Origin of the sequence: Nocardioides alkalitolerans (assembly GCA_038184435.1) — a bacterium.
In the GTDB taxonomy this organism is placed as follows: domain Bacteria; phylum Actinomycetota; class Actinomycetes; order Propionibacteriales; family Nocardioidaceae; genus Nocardioides; species Nocardioides alkalitolerans_A.
Genome location: CP116227.1, coordinates 4,024,962 through 4,045,132 on the forward strand (window position 1 = coordinate 4,024,962; position 20,171 = coordinate 4,045,132).

The following is a 20,171-nucleotide window of genomic DNA, read 5'->3' on the forward strand; positions in this document are numbered from 1 at the left end:
AGGCTCGACCCGTGGTGGGATCGAGCGTCGCAGGGGTGTCGACCCCACGCGTCCTCGACTGCTACCACCACGCGCGCGGCGAGTGCCGGTCCTGCACGTGGCTGCCGCGGCCCTACGACGACCAGCTGGCGGAGAAGGAACGGGCCTGCCGAGCGCTGCTCGCCCCGTGGCCCGGTATCCGGTGGGAGCCGACGGTGGAGGGCGGCCTGGGCGGGTTCCGCAACAAGGCCAAGCTCGCGGTGGGCGGCACCTCGGACGCGCCGACCCTGGGCATCCTCGACCCGGCCGGTCGGGGCATCGACCTGCGGGACTGCGCGTTGCACGATCCGCGCCTGGTCGCCGCGGCCGGCCCGTTGGCGGACCTGGTGGTGCGGGCCCGGGTCACGCCGTACGACGTCGTGCGACGCCGCGGGGAGCTGAAGCACGTGCTCGTGACGGTCGCCCCGGACGGTGGTCTCCTCGTGCGGTTCGTGCTGCGCTCGGAGGAGGCGGTCACCCGGATCCGCAAGCACCTGCCCTGGCTGTTGACGCGGCTGCCCGAGGCCCGCGTCGTCTCCGTCAACCTGCAGCCCGACCCGAAGGCCGTGCTCGAGGGGCCGCGCGAGATCGTGCTCACCGAGCAGGAGTCCCTGCGCGTACAGGTCCACGACCTCGCCCTGCACCTGCTGCCGCAGAGCTTCTTCCAGACCAACACCGCGGTCGCCGCAGCGCTCTACCGGCAGGTCGCGGACTGGGTGGACGAGGTCGGCCCGGCGTCGGTCTGGGACCTCTACTGCGGGGTGGGCGGGTTCGCGCTCCACGTCGCCGCTCCCGGACGCCGGGTGGTCGGCGTCGAGGTGAGCGCGGCGGCCGTCGAGAGCGCGTGGCGCAGCGCGGCCGACCACGGGCTCTCCGCGGACTTCGTCGCCGGCGATGCGGTGACCTGGGTCGCGGACGCGGTGACGGCGGGGGAGCCGGTCGCGGACCTCGTGGTCGTCAACCCGCCGCGGCGGGGCATCGGACCTCGCCTGGCAGGCCTGCTGGAGCAGTCACGGGCCCGCCACGTCGTCTACTCCAGCTGCAACGCCCTCACCCTGGCGCGCGACCTCGAGGCGATGCCGTCGCTGCGTCCCGTGCGCGGACGCGTGCTCGACATGTTCCCCCACACCGCCCACTACGAGGTCGTCGTGCTCCTCGAGCGCGCGTCCCGCCCGCGCTGAGCGGCGCGCGCCGACCGCACGTCTGCGCGGGTGACCGGGAAGGCGCCCGCGTCGCCCACGAGGTGCACCGTCTCGCACGGCGCGTCGACGGCGTCGCACGCCTCGTAGACGGTCTCGATCCACCGCAGGTCCGTCGCGTCCGCCAGCGGACCGCCCCGACGACGGAGCGCGAGGGCGACGCGGTGGCGGTCGCGCAGGACGGACGCCGCCAGCTGTGCGAGGAACCGCTCCAGCTGCGCCGCGTCGCCCGGGGTGGGCGTCGCCGGCAGGTCCGCCACCTCGTGGAGGAGCGAGGTGAGCCGACGGGTGTCACCGTCCACGACCAGGATCCACAGGCTGTGCCCGTCGTGGTCGGGTGGGTCGAGCAGCTCCTCCCAGCCGGCGCGCAGGTCGCGAGCGGTGCGGGCGGTGGGCGGCATGGGTGTCGTCGTGTCCATGGGCACCACCTTCGAGCGATCGGCGCACGGTCGCCACCGGCTCTCCACAGGCCCGCTGGTCGTCCACAGGGGGCCGTATCAGCCGCTCCATCCCCAGGTGCCGGTGCGCCCGGCGTCGATGTCCGCAGTGCGCGACAGGGTGGGCCGCAGGCGTCGTCCGGCGCCGGTGACCACAGGGGGAGCGGGATGAGGTACGACGTCGCAGGGGTGGGCAGCGCGCCCGGGTCGAGCGGGAGGCTCCAGCTGGTGCCGGACGGCAGGACGGAGCCGACCGGGTGGATCTGCGTGCTCAGTCGCGCCGATGCCCTCGCGTCGATCGCGACCGGCACCCTCTGCCTCGGGCCACGCGGCGAGGGACGGCTGCGTCGCATGCGGCTCGGCGACGGGGTGGCGGTCTACTCCCCGCGGGAGGGCAGGCGGACCGGCGCCGTGGTGCGACGGTTCACGGCCGTCGGCACGGTGACCGGGGTGGCCCCCTACCAGGGCGACGGGGCCGCGCCGGACGACTGGTGTCGCGCCGTCGACCTCATCGACACGGGTGGTGAGGCGGTGGCCGAGACGCTGCTGTCCCGGTTGTCGTTCGTGCGGGACGAGCCCGGCTGGGGCGTGGTGTTCCGGCCCGGGTTCCTCGAGGTCACGACCGACGACATCGCCGTCGTGCGCGAGGCCGTGCTCGCCGCGCCGAGCTTCCCCTAGCGGGAACCTCACGTGCCTCCGGCCCGGGACGGTCGGTCTCAGCCGGCGAGGCCCGCGGAGGTCGCGACGGCGCGCCGCGGAGTGCTGGCCACCTGGGGGAAGGCGAGCACGCGGCGGTCGTCGCCGCGGCTGGCGCCAGTGGCGTGCCGGGCCATGACGGCTGCGACGTACTGGTCCCGTCGGCGCGCTGCGCACCCGCCCGGGCGGGCGGCGGGCTGCACGAGCTCGGGGGCCAGGGCGTGGTTCATGGCGTCGCGGAGCTGCACGAGCGCCTCAGCCCGGATCTGGGAGATGCGGGACTCGCTGACACCGAGCTCGACGGCGATCTCGGCCATCGGGCGCTCGGCGAAGAAGTAGCCCTCCACCACGACGCGCTGGCGGTGGGGCAGCTCGGCGACGGCGGCGACGAGGTACTGCAGCTGCTCCGTGTGCTCGAGCGCCTCCTCGGGCGTCGCAGTCGCGCTGACCAGCGTCTCCTCGAGCGTCGCGCCGGCGGCGCCCTGGAGGGAGAGCACCTGGGCACGCGCGATGTCGTCGTCGTTGGACTCGATCTCGGAGGCCGTGAGGCCGACGGCCGACGCGACCTCGTCAGCGGTGGCCGGGCGACCGAGCGTCGCAGCGAGGCGGCTCCGGGTCTCCTCGAGGTCACGCGCCCGTCGGCGGACCGACCGGGAGGCCCAGTCGACGCTCCGGAGCTCGTCGAGGATGGCGCCCCGGACCCGGCGCGCGGCGTACCGGGCGAAGGGCACGCCGCGGTCCTCGTCGAAGGACTGGGCCGCCTGGACGAGGGCGGTGAGGCCGGCCGAGGTGAGGTCGTCTCGGCTGACGTGGGCGGGGACACGGTTCATCGTCTCGCGGACGATGTGTCCGACGAGCGCCACGTGGGAGGTGATCAGCTCGTCCTGCTGAGGGAGGGGGATCGGAGCCATGTAACGATCCTTTGGCGTGTCGCTCCGATTGGCGATGTCCGCCCTGCGATGCGGACCCCTCGTCCGCACAGTCGGGACCTTGGTCCCGGTCCGGTCTAGTCCCGTCCGATCACGCCGTAGGTCCCGGGTGGCGGCACTCCGAAGAGAGTCACAAGGGAACCTCAAGGAACACTCAAGCGACCCTGAGGGCGGCCGATGGGTCCGCTGTGACGGATTCGAGGGCGCCGGTCGACGCATCCCGTCGGCGGATCGGCTCAGGAGCGGGGCGCTGCGACCGAAGGGCAGGAGGTGCGGAGGAGAAGCGAGCGGGGGGCTGGAGCGGATGCGACCGGGGTCGGTGGCCCGTGGACCAGCTGATCGAGGAGGTCGCGGTGGACAGGCTGTCGCTCGTCCTCTGGCGCGAGCGCGAGCTGCTCGACACGCTGCTCTACCGGGTGGAGCTCGAGCAGCTGGTGCTGACCAGCGGCAACGCTCGCTGGCTGGCGCGCGCGACGCAGGACGTCGCGGCCGCGCTCGCCACCCTCGGTGAGACCGAGCTGTTGCGGGCCGTCGTGGCCGACGAGGCGGCTGCGGCCCTCGGGCTCGCGCCCCACCCCTCGCTGCGGGCGCTCGCAGCGCACAGCGACGAACCGTGGGCCACCATCCTCGCGGAGCACCGCGACGCCCTGGTGGCTCTCACGGGCACGATCGCCGAGCGTGCCGACGCCAGCCGCGACCTCATCGCCGCCGGTCACCGGGCGGCCCGGGACGCATTGCTGGCGGCGACGGCGGGCGGCAGGGCGTCGGTGGAGGTCGACGCGGGTGGCGACCGGCAGGCCTCGGCGTCGCCGGACACCGCGCGATTCGTCGACCTGCAGGTGCGGGAGGCGGCCTTCGGTTCGGCCCTCGGGGTGTCGGCACGGGTCGTCCGCGCGAGCCTCGCCGACTTCCTGCGGTGATGCCGGGGCTCACGCCTGGTCGGCGTCGAGCCTCATCTGCGCGGCGAGCAGGGCCGCCTGGGTGCGGCGCTTGACGCCGAGGCGGGCGAGGAGGTGCGTGATGTGGTTCTTCACGGTCTTCTCCGACAGGAAGAGCTCGTCGGCGATCTCGCGGTTCGTCAGCCCCTGGCCGACCAGGGCCAGGATGCGCTGCTGCTGCGGCGTGAGCGACGACGGGTCGGCCTCGACACCGCGCTGCGCGTTCTCCCGCATCCGCTCCATCGCGCGGATCGCCACCATGGGGTCGATGAGGGAGTGGCCGTCGGCCACGGCCCGCACGCCCGAGATGAGCGAGCTCCCGCCGATCTCCTTGAGCACGTAGCCGTCCGCGCCGGCCAGGATCGCGCTCTGCAACGCCACGTCGTCGTCGTAGCTCGTGAGGATGAGCGCGCGGATCTCCGGCCGCAGCGACTTGATCTCCCGGCACAGCTCGATGCCGGAGCCGTCGGGCAGGCGGGCGTCGAGCACCGCGACGTCCGGGCCGGTCTCGCGGATGCCGTCGAGCCCCTCGGCCACCGTGCCGGCCTCCCCGACCACGACCAGGTCGGGGTCCGACTCCAGCAGTGCGCGCAACCCCCGACGTACGACCTCGTGATCGTCGACCAGGAACACGTGAACGGCGGAGCTCATGGCACCACTCTGCGTCGGAACCCGCCGAAAGTCCTAGCGATGCCCCGCTATCGCCCGTTCGGAGAGGGGGAGACGGGGGCCACAACGTCAATTGGTTGCACCTAGCAACCAAGAGCGTATGGTTGTCATCAGCAACCAAAACGGCGCTCGGCCGTGAACCCCCGCACCGAATCGAAGGTTCCCGCATGGCAAACGAACCCCACCACGAACCCCACCACCTGGCCGTCGACCCCGAGGTCCGCTCCGACGTCCCGATGACCCACCGGGAGATCCTCTCGGTGATGTCGGGCCTGCTGCTCGCGATGTTCGTCGCGATGCTGTCCTCGACGATCGTCACCAACGCCCTGCCCCGCATCGTCGTCGACCTCAACGGCGGCGAGGCGGGCTACACGTGGGTGGTCGTCGCCACCCTCCTCACCATGACCGCGTCGACCCCCATCTGGGGCAAGCTCGCCGACCTGGTCAACAAGAAGCTGCTCGTGCAGATCGCCCTCGTGACCTACGCCGTGGGCTCGATCGCCGCGGGCCTGTCGCAGAACATGGGCCAGCTGATCGCCGCTCGCGCCGTCACCGGTCTGGGCGTCGGCGGCATGACCGCCCTCGTCATGGTGGTCATCGCCACGATCGTCACGCCGCGCGAGCGTGGCCGCTACTCGGGCTACATCGGCGCCGTCTTCGCGATGGCGACCGTGAGCGGCCCCCTCATCGGCGGTCTCATCGTCGACACCCCCGGCCTCGGCTGGCGCTGGACCTTCCTCGTCGGCGTCCCCGTCGCGGCCCTCGCGCTCGTGGTGCTCCAGCGGACGCTCCACCTGCCCACGCCGGTCCGCGTGCCCGGAGAGCGTCCGTCGATCGACTACGCCGGCGCGCTCCTCATCGTCGGTGGCGTCTCCGTGCTGCTCGCCTGGGTCTCGCTCGCCGGTCACCAGTTCGACTGGGCCTCGCTGACCACGGCCGGCATGATCGCCGTCGGCGTCGCGCTCCTCGTCGCCGCCGTCGTGGTCGAGAGCCGCGTGGCCGAGCCGATCATCCCGCTGCGCCTCTTCGCCGACCGCACCACGACGCTCGCCACGCTCGCCTCCGTCATGGTCGGTGTCGCGATGTTCGGCTCGACGGTCTACCTGTCGCAGTACTTCCAGATCGCCCGCGGCATGAGCCCCACCCGCGCGGGCCTCATGTCGACGCCGATGGTGCTCGGCCTCTTCGTCTCGAGCGTCGTCACCGGTCGCATCATCAGCAACACGGGCCGTTGGAAGAAGTTCCTCGTCGGCGGCATGGTCGCCGTCGTCGTCGGCCTCGCCCTGCTCTCCACCATCGACGCCCACACGCCGCTCGTCGAGATCGGTGCGTTCATGGTCGTGCTCGGCGCCGGCCTCGGCGCGACCATGCAGAACCTCGTGCTCGCGGTGCAGAACCAGGTCGCGCAGCGCGACATGGGCGCGGCCAGCGCGCTGGTCACGTTCTTCCGCTCCATCGGCGGCTCCTCGGGCGTCGCGGCTCTCGGCGCCCTGCTCGGCCACCAGGTGGCCGACAAGGTGACGAGCGGCCTCGCGTCGCTCGGGATCGCCGCCGAGGGCTCCGGCGCGACGCTGCCGGACCTCGACACACTGCCGGCGCCCGTCCGGGACGTGTTCCAGGGTGCCTACGGCGACGCCACCGCGCTGCTGTTCCTCGTCGCCGTGCCCTTCGCCGTCGTGGCCCTGCTCCTCGTCAGCGCGATCCGCGAGGTCCCGCTGCGCACGACGCTCGACGTCGCCCCGTCGACGTCGGCCGACGAGCGCGAGGACGCCGTGGTCGAGGTGGAGGCGGCGCGATGAGTGCCACGGCCACCCGTGCCGAGCGGACCGGTCCGGACGCGCCGGCCGAGCCGGACCCGGCCGAGCTGGACCCCGCCGTGCTGCGGGATCTCGAGCACCAGTTCTTCGTGCTCCTGCGGCGGCTCCGGCGCAACCTGGCGGAGCGCGGCCACGCGGTCGCGCCGGGCCTGACGGCGCTGGGCTACGGCGTGCTCGACCAGCTGGCGCGGGACGGCGCCGCCCGGGCGACCGAGGTGGCGTGCGTGCTGGGCGTCGACAAGGGCGCGATGAGCCGCACGGTCCACCAGCTCGTCGAGCTGGGCCTGGTCGAGCGGAGCAACGATCCCGACGACGCCCGGGCCCTCGTGCTCGAGCTGTCGGCCCACGGTCGGGATCGCCTCACCGAGGTCGGCCTGCAGCGCCACGCCGTGTTCCTGCGGGCGATGTCGGAGTGGACCTCGGACGAGCTGGCCGACCTCGCGGCCACCCTCGGGCGCTACAACGCGAGCATCGAGGCGGCACTGGCCGCCGATCGCTGACCTCGGTCCAGGCCCAGCGGGGGCCCGGCAGGCCTTCATCGAGAAAGGGGCACGAACGACCGCCGGACCACGGTCCGGAGCGTCGTTCGTGCCCCTTCCTGCGTGCGGTCAGCCCGCCAGGAACCACGCCGCCGTGTCGGGGGCGATCATCGCCCCCGGCGCGTCGCCGCTGCTGAGCAGCAGGGAGCCGAGGCCGCTTGGGAGCGGCTCGGCGGCGTCGCCCGCGTTGAGCACGCAGGTGAGCGGCCCACGGCGGTAGACGAGCAGGGCCGGCCCGGCCTGGAGGACGTCCACCTCCTCGCCCGCCGTGTCGGCGAACGTGCGTCGCGTCGCGAGCGCCGCGCGGTAGAACTCCAGCGTCGACCCCTCGGCCCCCGTCTGTGCCTCGACCGTCAGGCCGGCCCAGTCGTCGGGCTGCGGCAGCCAGGGCTGCGAGCCGTCGGCCGCCGGCCCGAACCCGTACGGCGCGGCCTCGCCGCTCCACGGGATGGGCACGCGGCAGCCGTCGCGGCCGATGTCGGGCTTGGCGGTGTCCTTGGTGCGGAACCAGGACGGGTCGGTGCGGTCCTCGGGGGCCACGTCGACCTGCTCGAGGCCGAGCTCCTCGCCCTGGTAGAGGTACGCCGAGCCCGGCAGCCCCAGCATCGCCAGCGTGGCCGCGCGGCCCCGGGCCCGGCCGAGCTCGCCCCCGCCGTACCGGGTCACGTGGCGGACCACGTCGTGGTTGCTCAGCACCCAGGTCGGGGTCGCGCCGTACGGGCGGAGCGAGGGGAGGGTCTCGGTGATGACGTCGGCGAACCCCTGCGCGTCCCACGCCGCCGAGAGCCAGTGGAAGTTGAAGGACTGCTGCAGCTCGTCGGGGCGCACGTAGCGCGCGATGGCCTCCGCGGTGCGGGCCCACGACTCGGCGACGGCCATGCGGCGGCCGCGCTCGGAGTCGTCGTACTCGGCCAGCACGGCGTGCCAGCGGCGGTAGACGTCGTGCACCTCGGGCTGGTCCCACATGGGCTCGTCCAGACCGGCTGCCTCGACCATCGAGGCGGGTCCGTCGGCGTCGGGGTCGGGGAGCTCGGTGTCGGGCAGGCCCTCCTTCTTGAAGAGGCCGTGCGCCACGTCGACCCGGAAGCCGTCGACCCCGCGGTCGAGCCAGAAGCGGAGGATGTCGACGAACTCGTCGCCGACCTCCGGGTTGCGCCAGTTCAGGTCGGGCTGGGTGGAGTCGAAGAGGTGGAGGTACCACTGCCCGGGCGTGCCGTCCGCCTCCTCCACCCGGCTCCAGGCCGCGCCGCCGAACACGCTCGGCCAGTTGTTGGGCGGGGTGTCGGTGCCGTCGTCGTCGCGGAACACGTAGCGCTCGCGCTCGGGGCTGCCGGGGCCGGCGGCCAGCGCGGCCTGGAACCAGGGGTGCTGGTCGGAGGTGTGGTTGGGCACGAGGTCGACGATGACCTTCAGCCCCAGCTCGTGGGCGCGGGCGAGCAGGGCGTCGGCGTCGGGGAGGGAACCGAAGAGCGGGTCGATGTCGCGGTAGTCGGCGACGTCGTAGCCGTGGTCCTTCTGCGGCGAGGTGTAGAACGGCGTGATCCACAGGGCGTCCACGCCGAGGTCGCGCAGGTGGGGGAGCCGGGCGGTGATGCCGGGCAGGTCGCCGACGCCGTCGCCGTCGGCGTCGGCGAAGCTCCGCACGTAGACCTGGTAGACGACCGCCTGGCGCCACCAGGCGCCGTCGACCGACGGGTGGGCGGACGGGTGGGCGGACGGGGTTGGCTCAGGCGTTGGATCGTTCGAGTCGACCATGCGGGCGAGTGTAGGGATCGGGGCCAGGGCGCGCCGAGCCCGTGATCAGCGCCGGATCTCCTCCCACCTGCTGAGCGCCTCGAGGCGCTCCTCCTTGTGGTCGACGATCGCCGCGGCGTACCCCACCTGCTCGCGCGCCGCGCGCGACGGGTCGTGGGGGTCCTCGCCGTCGGGCAGGTCGCGCAGCTCGGGGACCCAGCGGCGCACGTAGTCGCCGCTCGGGTCGAACTTGCGTCCCTGGCCGGTGGGGTTGAAGACCCGGAAGAAGGGCGAGGCGTCGGTGCCGGAGCCCGCCGTCCACTGCCAGCCGTGCTGGTTGGAGGGCAGGTCGCCGTCGACGAGCCACTGCATGAAGTGCCGCGCGCCGTGCTGCCACTCCACGTGGAGGTCCTTCACGAGGAAGCTGGCGACGATCATCCGCACCCGGTTGTGCACCCAGCCGCTCCCGCGCAGCTGGCGCATGCCCGCGTCGACGATCGGGAAGCCCGTGCGGCCCTCGCGCCAGGCGTCGAACCCCTCACCGGGCTCGTCGTAGCGCATCCGCCCGTACTCCGCCCGCAGGTACTCCCGCGCCGTCTCCGGCCGGTGGTGCAGCACGTCGGCGTAGAACTCGCGCCAGGCCAGCTCGGAGCGGTACGTCGCGCGCCCGGCCCCGCTCGCCCGGCCGAGCTCGGCCAGCATCGTGCGCGGGTGGATCTCGCCCCACTTGAGGTGCACCGACATCTTCGAGGTGGTGTCGAGGTCGGGGCGGTCCCGCTCGTCGGAGTAAGCCGCCAGGTGGTCCGCGACGTAGGTCTCCCAGCGCTGCGCCGCCGCCTTCTCCCCGGCCTCGGGCAGGCGCAGCCCCTCGGGGAGCTCGACCTCGGGCAGGTCGACGGAGGAGTCGAGCTCGAGCCCGCTCAGCCCCCGCGGCGCCTCGAACGGCGTCTCCCAGCCCCGCTCCGCCCAGGCGCGGGAGAAGGGGGTGAAGACGGCGTACGGCGTGCCGTCGCCCTTGGTCACGCTGCCGGGGTCCACGGCGTACGGCGAGGAGGTGCGCACCAGGTCGACGTCGTGCTCCGCGAGGGCCGCGGCGACGCGCTCGTCGCGCTCCGCGCCGTACGGGCCGAAGTCGGCGCTGACGTGGACCTCGGTGGCGCCCACCTCGCGCGCCGCCGCGACGACCTGCTCCACGGGGTCGCCGCGGAGCAGCGAGAGGCGGGTGCGGCGCGAGCGCAGCGAGCTGTCGAGCGCCCGCAGCGAGGCCGCGAGGTGGGCACGGCGGGACACGCCGGCGACGTCCCACAGGGCTGGGTCGAGGACGAAGAGCGGCAGCACCGCGTCGGCCTCGGCCGCGGCGAGGAGCGCGGGGTTGTCGGCCAGTCGGAGGTCGCGGCGGAACCACATGACGCTGTGGCGGGAGGGCATTCCCCCACAGTGCCAGGCCGCTCCTCGGGCGGGGGTCGTCGTGTGCCCCCCGGTAGGGAAGAATGGTTCTCGTGAGCGATCTGATCGACACCACCGAGATGTACCTGCGCACGATCTACGAGCTCGTGGAGGAGGGCATCGTCCCGCTGCGCGCGCGCATCGCGGAGCGCCTGCACCAGTCGGGCCCCACCGTGTCCCAGACCGTCGCGCGCATGGAGCGGGACGGCCTGCTCACGGTCGAGGGCGACCGCCACCTCGAGCTCACCGAGGAGGGTCGTCGACTCGCCGTGCGGGTGATGCGCAAGCACCGCCTGGCGGAGCGCCTGCTCACCGACGTCATCGGTCTCGACTGGGAGCTCGTGCACGCCGAGGCGTGCCGCTGGGAGCACGTCATCAGCGAGACCGTCGAGCGGCGCCTGCTGGAGCTGCTGGGCAACCCGACCGAGTCGCCCTACGGCAACCCGATCCCCGGGCTCGACGAGCTCGGCCAGGACGAGCTGCCGGCGGACTTCATGGACGGGGTCGAGTCGCTCCAGAGCGTCGCGGGTTCCGACGAGTCCCGGGTGCACGTGCGTCGCATCTCCGAGGAGATGCAGAAGGACGAGGTGCTCATGAGCGCCCTGCGTCGCGTGGGTGCCGTGCCCGACAAGACGGTGACCGTCGTGGCGACGACGGAGGGGGTGCTCGTCGGCTCCGGCGGCGAGACCGCCGAGATCTTCCCCGACGCCGCCGAGCACATCTTCGTGCGCCGCATCTGACGACTGCCGGACGACGGGCCGGCGACGGGGCCGGCGACGGCCGCGCGCCCGGCGGGAATCCAGAGGTTCTCTTGAGGTTCGCCGCCGGTCGGAAGTCGTAGCGTCGCGGTGCGCTGCCCCTCGCGGGGAGGGTGAGGGGCAGCGCCGCAGCACACGCACCATCCGGCCACACGTCGCGGTGCCGACGGACGACGTCGGTGCGGGCGTGACTCGCGGGGGCCGTCTTCGTTGGTGGAGGCAGTGCGGGGAGTCGCTCCTCGCCCCGGCGGAAGGCTCCGAGATGGAGATGCTCGAGGTCGAGCTCACGGCGTTCACGCGCCGCACCGGCAGCGTGGTCGTCGCCCACAGCGCGACCGACCTCGCCCGCGGCCTGGAGCCGGGCGCGACCGTCGCCACGCGTGACCAGGACGGCGTCGTGCGGGCGGCCCTCGTCGCCGACCTCGACTTCGACCTCGACGACACCTACTACCGGCTCACGCTCGGTGAGGTGCTCCGCCTCGACGCGGCGGAGCTGGCGGTCACGACCGCCCTCGGCGCCGGCGACCTGCCGACGCGCGCCGGGGTCGAGCGGCTGCTCGCGGAGGTCGGCGTCAGCCGACCCGCGCACCTGCGTCGCGTGGACTGACCGCCCGCCGCCGCGCGTCGAGCGCGTCGAGGAAGCCGCTGCAGCCCACGTCGAGTGCGTACGTCGCGAGGTCGTCCCCCCGGGTCGCGCCCCGGTTCACGATCACGACCGGTACGTCGGCGCGGACCGCGCGGCGCACGAACCGGAACCCGCTCATCACCGTCAGCGACGTGCCGACCGCGAGCAGCGCGCCGTCCTCGGGCCGCAGCGCGTCCACCGCGGCGAAGCACCGCTCGACCCGCGCCGCCGGCACGTTCTCGCCGAAGAACACCACGTCGGGCTTGAGCACCCCGCCGCAGGCCTCGCAGGGCGGCACGACGAAGTCGCTCGTGTCCTCCAGGTCGACGTCGCCGTCGGGCCGCACCAGCACGGCACCGTGCCGCTCCGCCCAGTCGGGGTTGGCGGCGGCCATCCGCTCCTGCAGCGTCGCCCGGGGACTGGTGGCGCGGCAGTCGAGGCAGACCACGTCGGCGATGCGGCCGTGCAGCGCGACCACCCGGCGGGTGCCCGCCGCCTCGTGGAGGCCGTCGACGTTCTGGGTGATGAGCAGCTCGGGGTCGATGGCGGCGAGGGCCCGGTGGCCGGGGTTGGGGTCGGCGCGCCGCATGCGGGTCCAGCCGAGGTGGCTGCGCGCCCAGTACCGCTGACGGGCCTCGGCGCCGGAGACGAAGTCGCCGTACGTCATGGGGGTGGGACGCGGCGGGCGGCCCTCCGCGACGGGGCCCCGGTAGTCCGGGATGCCCGAGTCGGTCGAGAGACCGGCGCCGCCGAGCACGACGAGACGCCGGTCCGCGAGCAGCGCGAGCGCCGCCTCGACGGCCTCGGGCGCGGCGGTGCGCTCAGCCACGCGCCGTGCCCCGGTGGCCCTGCGCGGGACGGGTCACCGCGCGTAGCGCAGCTCGGCCCGCGCCCGCGCCTTCGCCGCCTCGACCTCGCGGTCCTTGGGCGGGGCGGACGTCTCGAGGTCGTCGACGAGGTGACGCGTGATGTGCGCGACCTCGCGCACCGCCTGGTCGAAGACGGCCTGGTTGGCCTGCGACGGCTTGCTCGTGCCGCTCACCTTGCGCACGAACTGCAGCGCGGCGGCGTGCACCTCGTCGTCGGTCGCCGGCGGCTCGAAGTTGTTGAGCGGACGGATGTTGCGGCACATGGTCCAACGGTACGTCGCCACCTATCCTCGGGGAATGCCTGAGAGCCGCTCGGACCGAGCCCTCGACCTCGTCCTCCTCGGCGCCACCGGGTTCACCGGTCGCCTCACCGCCGAGTACCTCGCCCGCCACGCCCCCGCCGACCTCCGCTGGGCCCTCGCGGGCCGCAACGAGGCCCGTCTCGCGCAGGTGCGCGACGGACTGCCCACCGGTGCGGTCGGCGCCCCCGAGCTCGTCGTCGCCGACTCCGGCGACCCGGAGTCGCTGCGCGCCCTGGCGGAGAGCACCCGTCTCGTCATCACGACGGTGGGCCCGTTCCTCCGGTACGGCGAGCCCCTCGTGGCCGCCTGTGCCGCTGCGGGCACGGACTACGTCGACATCACCGGCGAGCCCGAGTTCGTCGACGAGGTGTGGCTGCGCCACCACGAGGCCGCGGAGGCGTCGGGCGCCCGCATCGTGCACGCCTGCGGGTTCGACTCGATCCCCCACGACCTCGGGGTCCGCTTCGCCGTGGGGCACCTGCCCGACGACGTACCGATCAAGGCCCGCGGCGTCGTGCGCGCCGCGGCGATCTCGTCGTCCGGCACGCTGCACTCCGCGCTCGAGCAGTTCGCCCGGGCCCGCACGATGAGCCGCACCCACGCGGCCCGGCGGAAGGCCGAGGGCCGGCCGGAGGGACGCCGGGTGCGCGGCTCCGGCGGCAAGCCGCACCGCGACCCCGTCCTCGGCTACTGGCTGCTGCCGCTGCCGACGATCGACCCGATGGTCGTGGTGCGCAGCGCGGCTGCGGACCCCTCCTACGGCCCGGACTTCACCTACTCCCACTACGCGGGCACGAAGACACTCCGGTACGCCGCGGGTGGCGCCGGTGCCGTCGGCGCGCTGGCGGTCGCGGCCCAGGTCGGCCCGCTGCGCCGCGCGCTCATGAACCGGTTCGGGTCCGGCCAGGGGCCGGACGAGCGGCGCCGCGAGAAGTCGTGGTTCACCGTCGACGTCGTCGCCGAGGGCGGTGGCCGCACGGTGCACGCGCGCGTGAGCGGCGGCGACCCCGGCTACGGCGAGACGTCCAAGATGCTCGCCGAGTCGGCCCTGTCGCTGCTGTTCGACGACAACCCGCCGACGGCCGGCATGGTGACGACCGCGCAGGCGATGGGCGAGCACCTCACGGCTCGGCTGCAGGCGGCGGGGATCCGGTTCGAGGTGCTCTGAGGAGCGTCGTACGGGGTCAGAGGATCCCGCGCACGGCCGCCGTGGCGTCGGGCACGGGCCAGTAGTAGACCCACGTGCCGCGGCGCTCGCAGTCGATGAGCCCCGCCTCGCGCAGCTTGCGCAGGTGGTGGGAGACGGTGGGCTGCGAGACGCCCACGTCGTCGATGTCGCACACGCAGACGGGCTCCGGGGCGCCGGCGATCCGCGAGTAGAGCCGGAGCCGGACCGGGTCCGCGAGGGCCTTGAGCACGACGGCCGCGGCGGCCGCGGCCTCCTCGTCGAGCCCGGGGAGCGCGTCGGGGCTCGGGGTGCAGCACGCGGGGGCGGGGGCCGTGGTCACCTGCGGATATTGACAGATGTCGAAGCAGGCCGCCACAGTCTGCATCGATGAACGTCGAAACAAGGTCGGTCCCGGGCGTGCGGCTCCCGCTCCTCGACCGGCTGCTCCCCGTGTGGATCGCCGCCGCGATGGCGGCGGGCCTGCTGCTGGGCCGCCTCGTGCCGGGCCTCGACGAGGCGCTGGGTGCGGTCGAGGTCGGGTCCGTGTCGTTGCCGATCGCCCTCGGCCTGCTGCTGATGATGTATCCGGTGCTCGCCAAGGTGCGGTACGACGAGACGGGGCGCGTGACCTCCGACCGGCGGCTGCTCGTCGCGTCTTTGGTGCTGAACTGGATCCTCGGGCCCGCCCTCATGTTCGCCCTCGCGTGGCTGCTGCTGCCGGACCTGCCGGAGTACCGCACGGGCCTGGTGATCGTCGGCCTCGCGCGCTGCATCGCGATGGTGCTCGTCTGGAACGACCTGGCGTGCGGCGACCGCGAGGCGGCGGTCGTGCTCGTGGCGCTCAACTCCGTGTTCCAGGTCGTGGCGTTCGCGGGGCTCGGGTGGTTCTACCTGCAGGTGCTGCCGGGCTGGCTGGGGCTCCCGACGACGTCGGCCGAGTTCTCCGTCGGGGCGATCGCCGTCAGCGTCCTCGTCTTCCTCGGGGTCCCGCTCGTCGCGGGCTGGCTCACGCGGGTGGCGGGCGAGCGCGCGCGGGGCCGCGAGTGGTACGAGGAGCGCTTCCTGCCCCGCATCGGCCCGCTGGCGCTCTACGGCCTGCTCTTCACGATCGTCGTGCTGTTCGCCCTGCAGGGGGACGCGATCACCTCGCGGCCGTGGGACGTCGCCCGCATCGTGCTGCCGCTGCTGGCCTACTTCGTGCTCATGTTCGCGCTGTCCTGGGCGCTCGGGGTGCGGCTGGGGCTCGGCTACCCCCGCACCGCGACCCTCGCGTTCACTGCCGCTGGCAACAACTTCGAGCTCGCCATCGCCGTCGCGATCGGCACCTTCGGCGTCACCTCCGGCCAGGCCCTCGCCGGCGTGGTGGGTCCGCTCATCGAGGTCCCGGTGCTCGTCGCGCTCGTCCACGTCGCGCTGCGCCTGCGGCGCGACGACCCCGTCGGTCCCACCCCCACCCGAGGAGGCTCCTCATGAGCGACCAGGCCCCCGCCGGCCACGCCCCCGGCCACGTTCCCGTCGTCGTCTTCGCCTGCCGCGCCAACGGCGGCCGGTCGGTCGCCTCGCGGTTGCTGGCCGAGCACTACGCCGGCGGTCGGGTCGTCGCGCTCTCCGCCGGCACGACCCCCGGCGACCGCGTGCACCCCGAGGTCGCCCGCGTGCTCGAGGACCTCGGCCTCGACACCTCGCGCGAGTCGCCGCGGCTGCTGACCGCCGAGATGATCGCCGCGAGCGACCTGGCGGTCACCCAGGGCTGCGGCGAGACGTGCCCCTACGTGCCGGGCGCCCGCTACCGCGACTGGCCGCTCGACGACCCGAAGGGCCAGGACGAGGCGACGGTGCGCCGCATCGTCGCCGACATCGACGCCCGGGTGCGCGACCTGCTCGTGGAGCTCGTGCCCGACATCGACCTGCCGCCCAGCCTGCTCTTCGCCCGCGGCTGACCTCACCCCGCTCGTCGGGTCCGGGAGGGGAGTGGCGGCGGTGTCGGACGCGGGGTCGGGCTCGACGTCGGGATGGGCGGACGCTCGTTGCCGGCCGGGCGCACGTGGGTCGCGTCGACCCACCCCTGCACCACCCGCGGGGACCCGCCGTGGGCCTCGGCGGCCTGGTCGACGGCGATCACCCAGGCCTCCCAGCCGCCACGCTGGCCGAGCCGACGGCGCCACATGAGCAGGATCCCGGGCTTCGGGTGCACCCACTGCGCCGTGATGTCCACCCACACGTGCTGCACCCGCGCCGACCGGGCGGGCTCGCGCTGCGTGGACGGGACCTTCACGCCTCCGATTAGAACATGTGTTCGAAGCGAGCCGAAGGGGTGAACGGGTTCCCGTGACCGGCCTCTCGGGTGCTGCGCGGGGTGACGGGTACCGGCCCCGCATGGCACGCAACGAGCGACTGACCGACGCCACCCCCGCCCAGGTCTGGGACGTCCTCGCCGACGGCTGGCTCTACCCCTCGTGGGTGGTCGGCGCCTCCCGGATGCGGGCTGTCGACGACGGCTGGCCCGCCGCCGGATCCCGGCTGCACCACTCCGTGGGCGTCTGGCCGCTCCTCCTCGACGACGTGACGATCGTGGAGGAGTCGGAGCCCGGCCGCCGCCTGCAGTTGCGGGCACGGGGTTGGCCCATGGGGGAGGCTCGGGTGGTGCTGACGCTGGAGCCCGAGGGGCAGGGGACCCGCCTCGTCATCGAGGAGGACGCGATCGCCGGCCCCGGCCGGCTCGCGCCCCCGCCCGTGCGCGGGGTGAGCATCGCGTGGCGCAACGTCGAGACCCTGCGGCGGCTGGCGCTGCTCGCCGAGGGCCGGTCGTGACCGGACCCCTGCCCGAGGGCGCCGTCGTGCTCGTCACCGGCGCCTCCAGCGGCATCGGCCTCGGCGTCAGCCGCCGGCTGGCCGCCCGCGGCATGCACCTCGTGCTGGCCGCCCGCGACCGGGCCGCGCTGGACCGCGCCGCGGCCGACTGCGTCCGGGCCGGTGCGGCCTCGGCGATGGTCGTCCCGACGGACGTGGGCGACGACGCCGCCGTGGCCCGGCTCGTCGCGACCGCCGCCGGGCGCGACGGTCGCCTCGACGCGGTCGTCAGCGCGGCCGGGGTCGCGTCGTACGGGCGTCTCGAGGAGCAGCCCGCCGAGGTCGCCCGGGCGGTGCTGCGCACCAACCTGCTCGGCGGGCTGTCGCTGGCCCACCACGCGCTGCCCGTGCTGCTGGCCCGCGGTCGGGGCCGCCTCCTGCTCGTCGGGTCGGTGCTGGGGCACGTGGCCGTGCCGACCATGACGCCCTACGTCGTCAGCAAGTGGGGCCTGCGCGGTCTCGCCCGCCAGCTCCAGGTCGAGAACCGGGACCTGCCCGACCTCCACGTCGACTACGTGGCGCCCGGCGGTGTCGACACCCCGATCTACGCGAGCGCGGCGACCACGGGGGTCCGCGGGCGTCCGCCGCTCCCGGTCTCGTCGGCCGACCGCGCCGCGGAGCAGATCGTCGCCATGCTCGACGGCCGCCGCCGCGCCGCCCAGCTCACGCCCGTCAACCACGTGCTGCGGTTCGGGTTCACGGCGCTGCCGTGGGTGTACGACGCGCTCGTCGCCCCCGCGTTCCGGGCCGTCGCGGCCGAGCGCCAGCCAGCGCCGGCCGGACCCGGCAACGCGCTCGAGCCGGTCGAGGAGCACGCGCTCGACGGCGGCCACGGCAGCGGCCTGCGGGCCGTTGCGCGCCAGGTGGGGCGGACCCTCGGCGTACGTCGGCCGCCGCCGGCGCCCCCGGGTCCGGGCGGCGCGGACGGGGTCGCGTGAGCGGCGCTGCCGCGACGTACGACGCCGTGGTCGTCGGCGGCGGACCCAACGGCCTCGTCGCGGCCAACCTCCTCGTCGACGCCGGCTGGTCGGTGCTGCTGCTGGAGGCGCAGGCCGAGGTGGGCGGCGCGGTACGCAGCGACCGGGGCGTGGACCCGGAGTTCGTGCACGACACGTTCAGCGCGTTCTACCCGTTGGCGGCCGCGTCGCCGACGCTGCGGGGGTTCGAGCTGGAGCGGTACGGCCTGGAGTGGCGCCACGCGCCCGCCGTGCTCGGCCACCCCACGGCCGACGGTCGCTGGGCGGTCCTGCACCGCGACCGCGACGTGACCGCGGCCGGCCTGGACGAGCTGTGCCCCGGCGACGGCGACGCGTGGCTCGAGCTGTGCGCCACCTGGGACCGGATCGGCGAGCACGTCGTCCACGCGCTGCTCGCGCCCTTCCCGCCGGTGCGGGCGGGAGCGCGGGCGGTGGCGAGCCTGCCGCGCGCGGGCGGGCTCGACCTCGTGCGCCTGCTGCTCAGCCCCGTGGCCGACGTCGGCCGGGAGCTGTTCCGCGGCGAGGGCCCACGCCTGCTGCTCGCCGGCAACGCCGGCCACGCCGACATCCCGCTCGACGCGCCCGGCTCGGGGCTCATGGGCGTCCTCATGTCGATGCTCGGCCAGACGGTCGGCTTCCCCGTGCCCACCTGCGGGGCGGGGGAGCTGGCCGCGGCGCTGGAGCGCCGGTTCACCGCCCGCGGCGGCGAGGTGCGCTGCCGCGCCGAGGTCACCGCGATCGAGGTGACCGACGGCCGGGCCACGGGTGTCGTGGCGCTCGGCGAGCGCATCGCCGCGCGGCGGGCGGTCGTGGCCGACGTGGTGGTCCCGCACCTCTACGGCGGCCTCGTCGCCGACGAGCACCTGCCGCCCCGCTTCCGGCGCCGGCTCCGCGGCTTCTCGCTCGACCCGGGCACGGTCAAGGTCGACTGGGCGCTGGACGGCCCCGTGCCGTGGGCCGTGCCGCCGCCCGTCGCTCCCGGCACGGTGCACGTCGCCGACTCCGTCGACCAGATGGCCGACGCGCTCCACCAGGTGAGCAACGGCTGCGTGCCGGCCGAGCCGTTCCTGCTCACCGGGCAGATGACGGCCACCGACCCCTCGCGCTCGCCCGCCGGGACCGAGTCGATGTGGGCCTACACCCACGTGCCGCAGGAGGTGCGCACCGACGCCGGCGGCGACGGCCTCACCGGCGCCTGGGACCGCGACGAGTGCGAGCGCTTCGCCGACCGCGTGCAGGCCCGCATGGAGCGGCTCGCCCCCGGGTTCGGCGCCCTCGTGCGCGCCCGCCGCGTGCTCGGACCGCACGAGATGCAGGCCCGCGACGCCAACCTGGTGGGCGGCTCCATCAACGGCGGCACGGCGCAGCTCCACCAACAGCTCGTCTTCCGGCCCGTCACGGGCTGGGGGCGGGCGGAGACGCCCGTGAAGGGGCTCTACCTGGGCTCGGCCTCGGCGCACCCCGGCGGTGGCGTGCACGGCGCCCCGGGCAGCAACGCCGCCCGCGCGGCGCTGGCGCACGACCGGTGGCGGTTCCGGCGCTGAGCCTGGTGGTTCAGGGGCGCTGGTCGGGACGGGAGCCGGGGCCGGGGCGCTGTCCGGCCGGGGCCTGCATCACGGCCTGCGCCGGCGGCTGCTTCGGTCGGCCGGCCACGGCCGCCGCGACGGCGAACCCGGCGCCGGCAACGAGGGCGGCGCCGCCGTACACCGCGTTCGAGATCGCCGCCCCGGCCTCCTCGCGGCCGACGCACCGCTGGATGGTCGGGGTGTCCTGCACCGGGACCGGCGTGGTGCAGGTGATGTCGGTGTCCGTGCCCTCCGCGGAGTAGCCGACGACGTTCACCACGTGGAGGAAGAGGAAGACCGCGAACACGACGATGCAGGCGGCGCTGATCAGGCCGAGGAGGATCCGCATCGGGCCATGATGCGGCACGGCGCGGCGCCCGGCCAGGGACTGGCCGGACGTCATGCGCCCCGGCGGCCGGGGGCACCGCACCGCATGACGGCGCGGGGCCGGTGCGGGCCGAGCCTTCGCCTGGTCCCGAGATGTGCGGCTGGGGCAGGTCGGGGCGAGCCGGCGGCGTACCAACGTCCCATTTCGGCCCCCCGCCCGGGGCGGTCGCCGGACGTCATGCGCACCGGCCGCCCGGGGCACCGCGCCGCATGACGTCCCGGGTGGGCGGCCGGCCCCGGAAACACCG

Annotated in this window: 23 protein-coding genes; 13 read left to right on the top strand and 10 right to left on the bottom strand. The window is 74.6% G+C overall.

Annotated features, from left to right (window positions below; translation table 11 throughout):
* Positions 1-35: 35 nt before the first annotated feature.
* Positions 36-1,199, top strand: a complete 1,164-nt coding sequence (rlmC, locus tag PIR53_19120) for a 23S rRNA (uracil(747)-C(5))-methyltransferase RlmC (GenBank protein ID WZH52112.1) — start codon at positions 36-38, stop codon at positions 1,197-1,199.
* Here the strand turns inward: rlmC and PIR53_19125 are convergent.
* Positions 1,154-1,636 carry a hypothetical protein gene (locus PIR53_19125; protein ID WZH52113.1) on the bottom strand — a complete coding sequence of 161 codons (483 nt, stop codon included), beginning with the start codon at positions 1,634-1,636 and terminating at the stop codon, positions 1,154-1,156. The genes rlmC and PIR53_19125 overlap by 46 nt on opposite strands.
* A gap of 186 nt (positions 1,637-1,822) precedes the next feature.
* Between PIR53_19125 and PIR53_19130 the strand changes: the two genes are divergently transcribed.
* On the top strand, positions 1,823-2,332 hold the full coding sequence (locus PIR53_19130; protein ID WZH52114.1) for a hypothetical protein: 510 nt from the start codon (positions 1,823-1,825) through the stop codon (positions 2,330-2,332).
* A gap of 38 nt (positions 2,333-2,370) precedes the next feature.
* Here the strand turns inward: PIR53_19130 and PIR53_19135 are convergent, their stop codons facing one another.
* Positions 2,371-3,261 (bottom strand): sigma-70 family RNA polymerase sigma factor, encoded by an 891-nt coding sequence (locus PIR53_19135; protein WZH52115.1) that lies wholly within the window; start codon positions 3,259-3,261, stop codon positions 2,371-2,373.
* A gap of 344 nt (positions 3,262-3,605) precedes the next feature.
* Between PIR53_19135 and flgN the strand changes: the two genes are divergently transcribed.
* Positions 3,606-4,199, top strand: coding sequence for a flagellar export chaperone FlgN (flgN, locus tag PIR53_19140; GenBank protein ID WZH52116.1), 594 nt, complete (start codon positions 3,606-3,608; stop codon positions 4,197-4,199).
* 9 nt (positions 4,200-4,208) lie between these two features.
* Here flgN and PIR53_19145 read toward each other — a convergent pair whose 3' ends face one another.
* Entirely contained in the window at positions 4,209-4,868 is a 660-nt protein-coding gene (locus tag PIR53_19145) for a response regulator transcription factor (GenBank protein ID WZH52117.1), read from the bottom strand.
* Positions 4,869-5,053: 185 nt separating this feature from the next.
* Here PIR53_19145 and PIR53_19150 point away from each other — a divergent pair, with 185 nt between their 5' ends.
* Positions 5,054-6,685 carry an MDR family MFS transporter gene (locus tag PIR53_19150; GenBank protein ID WZH52118.1) on the top strand — a complete coding sequence of 544 codons (1,632 nt, stop codon included), beginning with the start codon at positions 5,054-5,056 and terminating at the stop codon, positions 6,683-6,685.
* The gene (locus tag PIR53_19155; GenBank protein WZH52119.1) at positions 6,682-7,203 is read left to right on the top strand and encodes a MarR family transcriptional regulator; all 522 of its coding nucleotides are present in this window, start codon (positions 6,682-6,684) and stop codon (positions 7,201-7,203) included. The genes PIR53_19150 and PIR53_19155 overlap by 4 nt, the downstream gene beginning before the upstream one ends.
* A 108-nt stretch (positions 7,204-7,311) precedes the next feature.
* Here the strand turns inward: PIR53_19155 and PIR53_19160 are convergent, their stop codons facing one another.
* The gene (locus PIR53_19160) at positions 7,312-8,997 is read right to left on the bottom strand and encodes a glycoside hydrolase family 13 protein (protein WZH52120.1); all 1,686 of its coding nucleotides are present in this window, start codon (positions 8,995-8,997) and stop codon (positions 7,312-7,314) included.
* A 45-nt stretch (positions 8,998-9,042) separates the two neighbouring features.
* Entirely contained in the window at positions 9,043-10,404 is a 1,362-nt protein-coding gene (locus PIR53_19165; GenBank protein WZH52121.1) for a deoxyribodipyrimidine photo-lyase, read from the bottom strand.
* 71 nt (positions 10,405-10,475) lie between these two features.
* On the opposite strand from PIR53_19165, the gene PIR53_19170 reads away from it, so the two are divergent.
* Positions 10,476-11,162, top strand: a complete 687-nt coding sequence (locus tag PIR53_19170) for a metal-dependent transcriptional regulator (GenBank protein ID WZH52122.1) — start codon at positions 10,476-10,478, stop codon at positions 11,160-11,162.
* Between the two features lie 280 nt (positions 11,163-11,442).
* A complete protein-coding gene (locus PIR53_19175) occupies positions 11,443-11,787 on the top strand; it encodes a hypothetical protein (GenBank protein ID WZH52123.1) in 345 nt (114 codons plus the stop codon).
* Here PIR53_19175 and PIR53_19180 read toward each other — a convergent pair.
* Positions 11,753-12,634 carry an NAD-dependent protein deacetylase gene (locus PIR53_19180; protein WZH52124.1) on the bottom strand — a complete coding sequence of 294 codons (882 nt, stop codon included), beginning with the start codon at positions 12,632-12,634 and terminating at the stop codon, positions 11,753-11,755. The two genes, PIR53_19175 and PIR53_19180, sit on opposite strands and share 35 nt — an antisense overlap.
* Before the next feature lie 33 nt (positions 12,635-12,667).
* Positions 12,668-12,958, bottom strand: a complete 291-nt coding sequence (locus PIR53_19185; protein WZH52125.1) for a DUF2277 domain-containing protein — start codon at positions 12,956-12,958, stop codon at positions 12,668-12,670.
* Between the two features lie 13 nt (positions 12,959-12,971).
* On the opposite strand from PIR53_19185, the gene PIR53_19190 reads away from it, so the two are divergent.
* Positions 12,972-14,144: a saccharopine dehydrogenase NADP-binding domain-containing protein gene (locus tag PIR53_19190; protein WZH52126.1), complete on the top strand. Its 1,173-nt coding sequence runs from the start codon at positions 12,972-12,974 to the stop codon at positions 14,142-14,144.
* 16 nt (positions 14,145-14,160) lie between these two features.
* Here PIR53_19190 and PIR53_19195 read toward each other — a convergent pair whose 3' ends face one another.
* Positions 14,161-14,529 carry a metalloregulator ArsR/SmtB family transcription factor gene (locus tag PIR53_19195; GenBank protein WZH52127.1) on the bottom strand — a complete coding sequence of 123 codons (369 nt, stop codon included), beginning with the start codon at positions 14,527-14,529 and terminating at the stop codon, positions 14,161-14,163.
* A 2-nt stretch (positions 14,530-14,531) separates the two neighbouring features.
* On the opposite strand from PIR53_19195, the gene arsB reads away from it, so the two are divergent.
* Both arsB and PIR53_19205 read left to right on the top strand, forming a co-directional pair.
* Entirely contained in the window at positions 14,532-15,617 is a 1,086-nt protein-coding gene (gene arsB / locus PIR53_19200; GenBank protein ID WZH52128.1) for an ACR3 family arsenite efflux transporter, read from the top strand.
* On the top strand, positions 15,614-16,084 hold the full coding sequence (locus PIR53_19205) for a heat-shock protein HtpX (protein WZH52129.1): 471 nt from the start codon (positions 15,614-15,616) through the stop codon (positions 16,082-16,084). Before arsB ends, PIR53_19205 begins: the two co-directional genes overlap by 4 nt.
* A 2-nt stretch (positions 16,085-16,086) precedes the next feature.
* On the opposite strand, the gene PIR53_19210 is transcribed toward PIR53_19205, so the two are convergent.
* Positions 16,087-16,419 (bottom strand): hypothetical protein, encoded by a 333-nt coding sequence (locus PIR53_19210; protein WZH52130.1) that lies wholly within the window; start codon positions 16,417-16,419, stop codon positions 16,087-16,089.
* Between the two features lie 101 nt (positions 16,420-16,520).
* Here PIR53_19210 and PIR53_19215 point away from each other — a divergent pair, with 101 nt between their 5' ends.
* The 3 genes from PIR53_19215 to PIR53_19225 are packed head-to-tail and all read left to right on the top strand — an operon-like array spanning position 16,521 to position 19,515.
* On the top strand, positions 16,521-16,955 hold the full coding sequence (locus tag PIR53_19215) for an SRPBCC family protein (GenBank protein ID WZH52131.1): 435 nt from the start codon (positions 16,521-16,523) through the stop codon (positions 16,953-16,955).
* On the top strand, positions 16,952-17,932 hold the full coding sequence (locus tag PIR53_19220) for an SDR family NAD(P)-dependent oxidoreductase (GenBank protein WZH52132.1): 981 nt from the start codon (positions 16,952-16,954) through the stop codon (positions 17,930-17,932). The genes PIR53_19215 and PIR53_19220 overlap by 4 nt, the downstream gene beginning before the upstream one ends.
* Positions 17,929-19,515, top strand: coding sequence for an NAD(P)/FAD-dependent oxidoreductase (locus PIR53_19225; protein WZH52133.1), 1,587 nt, complete (start codon positions 17,929-17,931; stop codon positions 19,513-19,515). The genes PIR53_19220 and PIR53_19225 overlap by 4 nt, the downstream gene beginning before the upstream one ends.
* A 10-nt stretch (positions 19,516-19,525) precedes the next feature.
* Here the strand turns inward: PIR53_19225 and PIR53_19230 are convergent, their stop codons facing one another.
* The gene (locus tag PIR53_19230) at positions 19,526-19,885 is read right to left on the bottom strand and encodes a hypothetical protein (protein WZH52134.1); all 360 of its coding nucleotides are present in this window, start codon (positions 19,883-19,885) and stop codon (positions 19,526-19,528) included.
* Between the last annotated feature and the right edge of the window lie 286 nt (positions 19,886-20,171).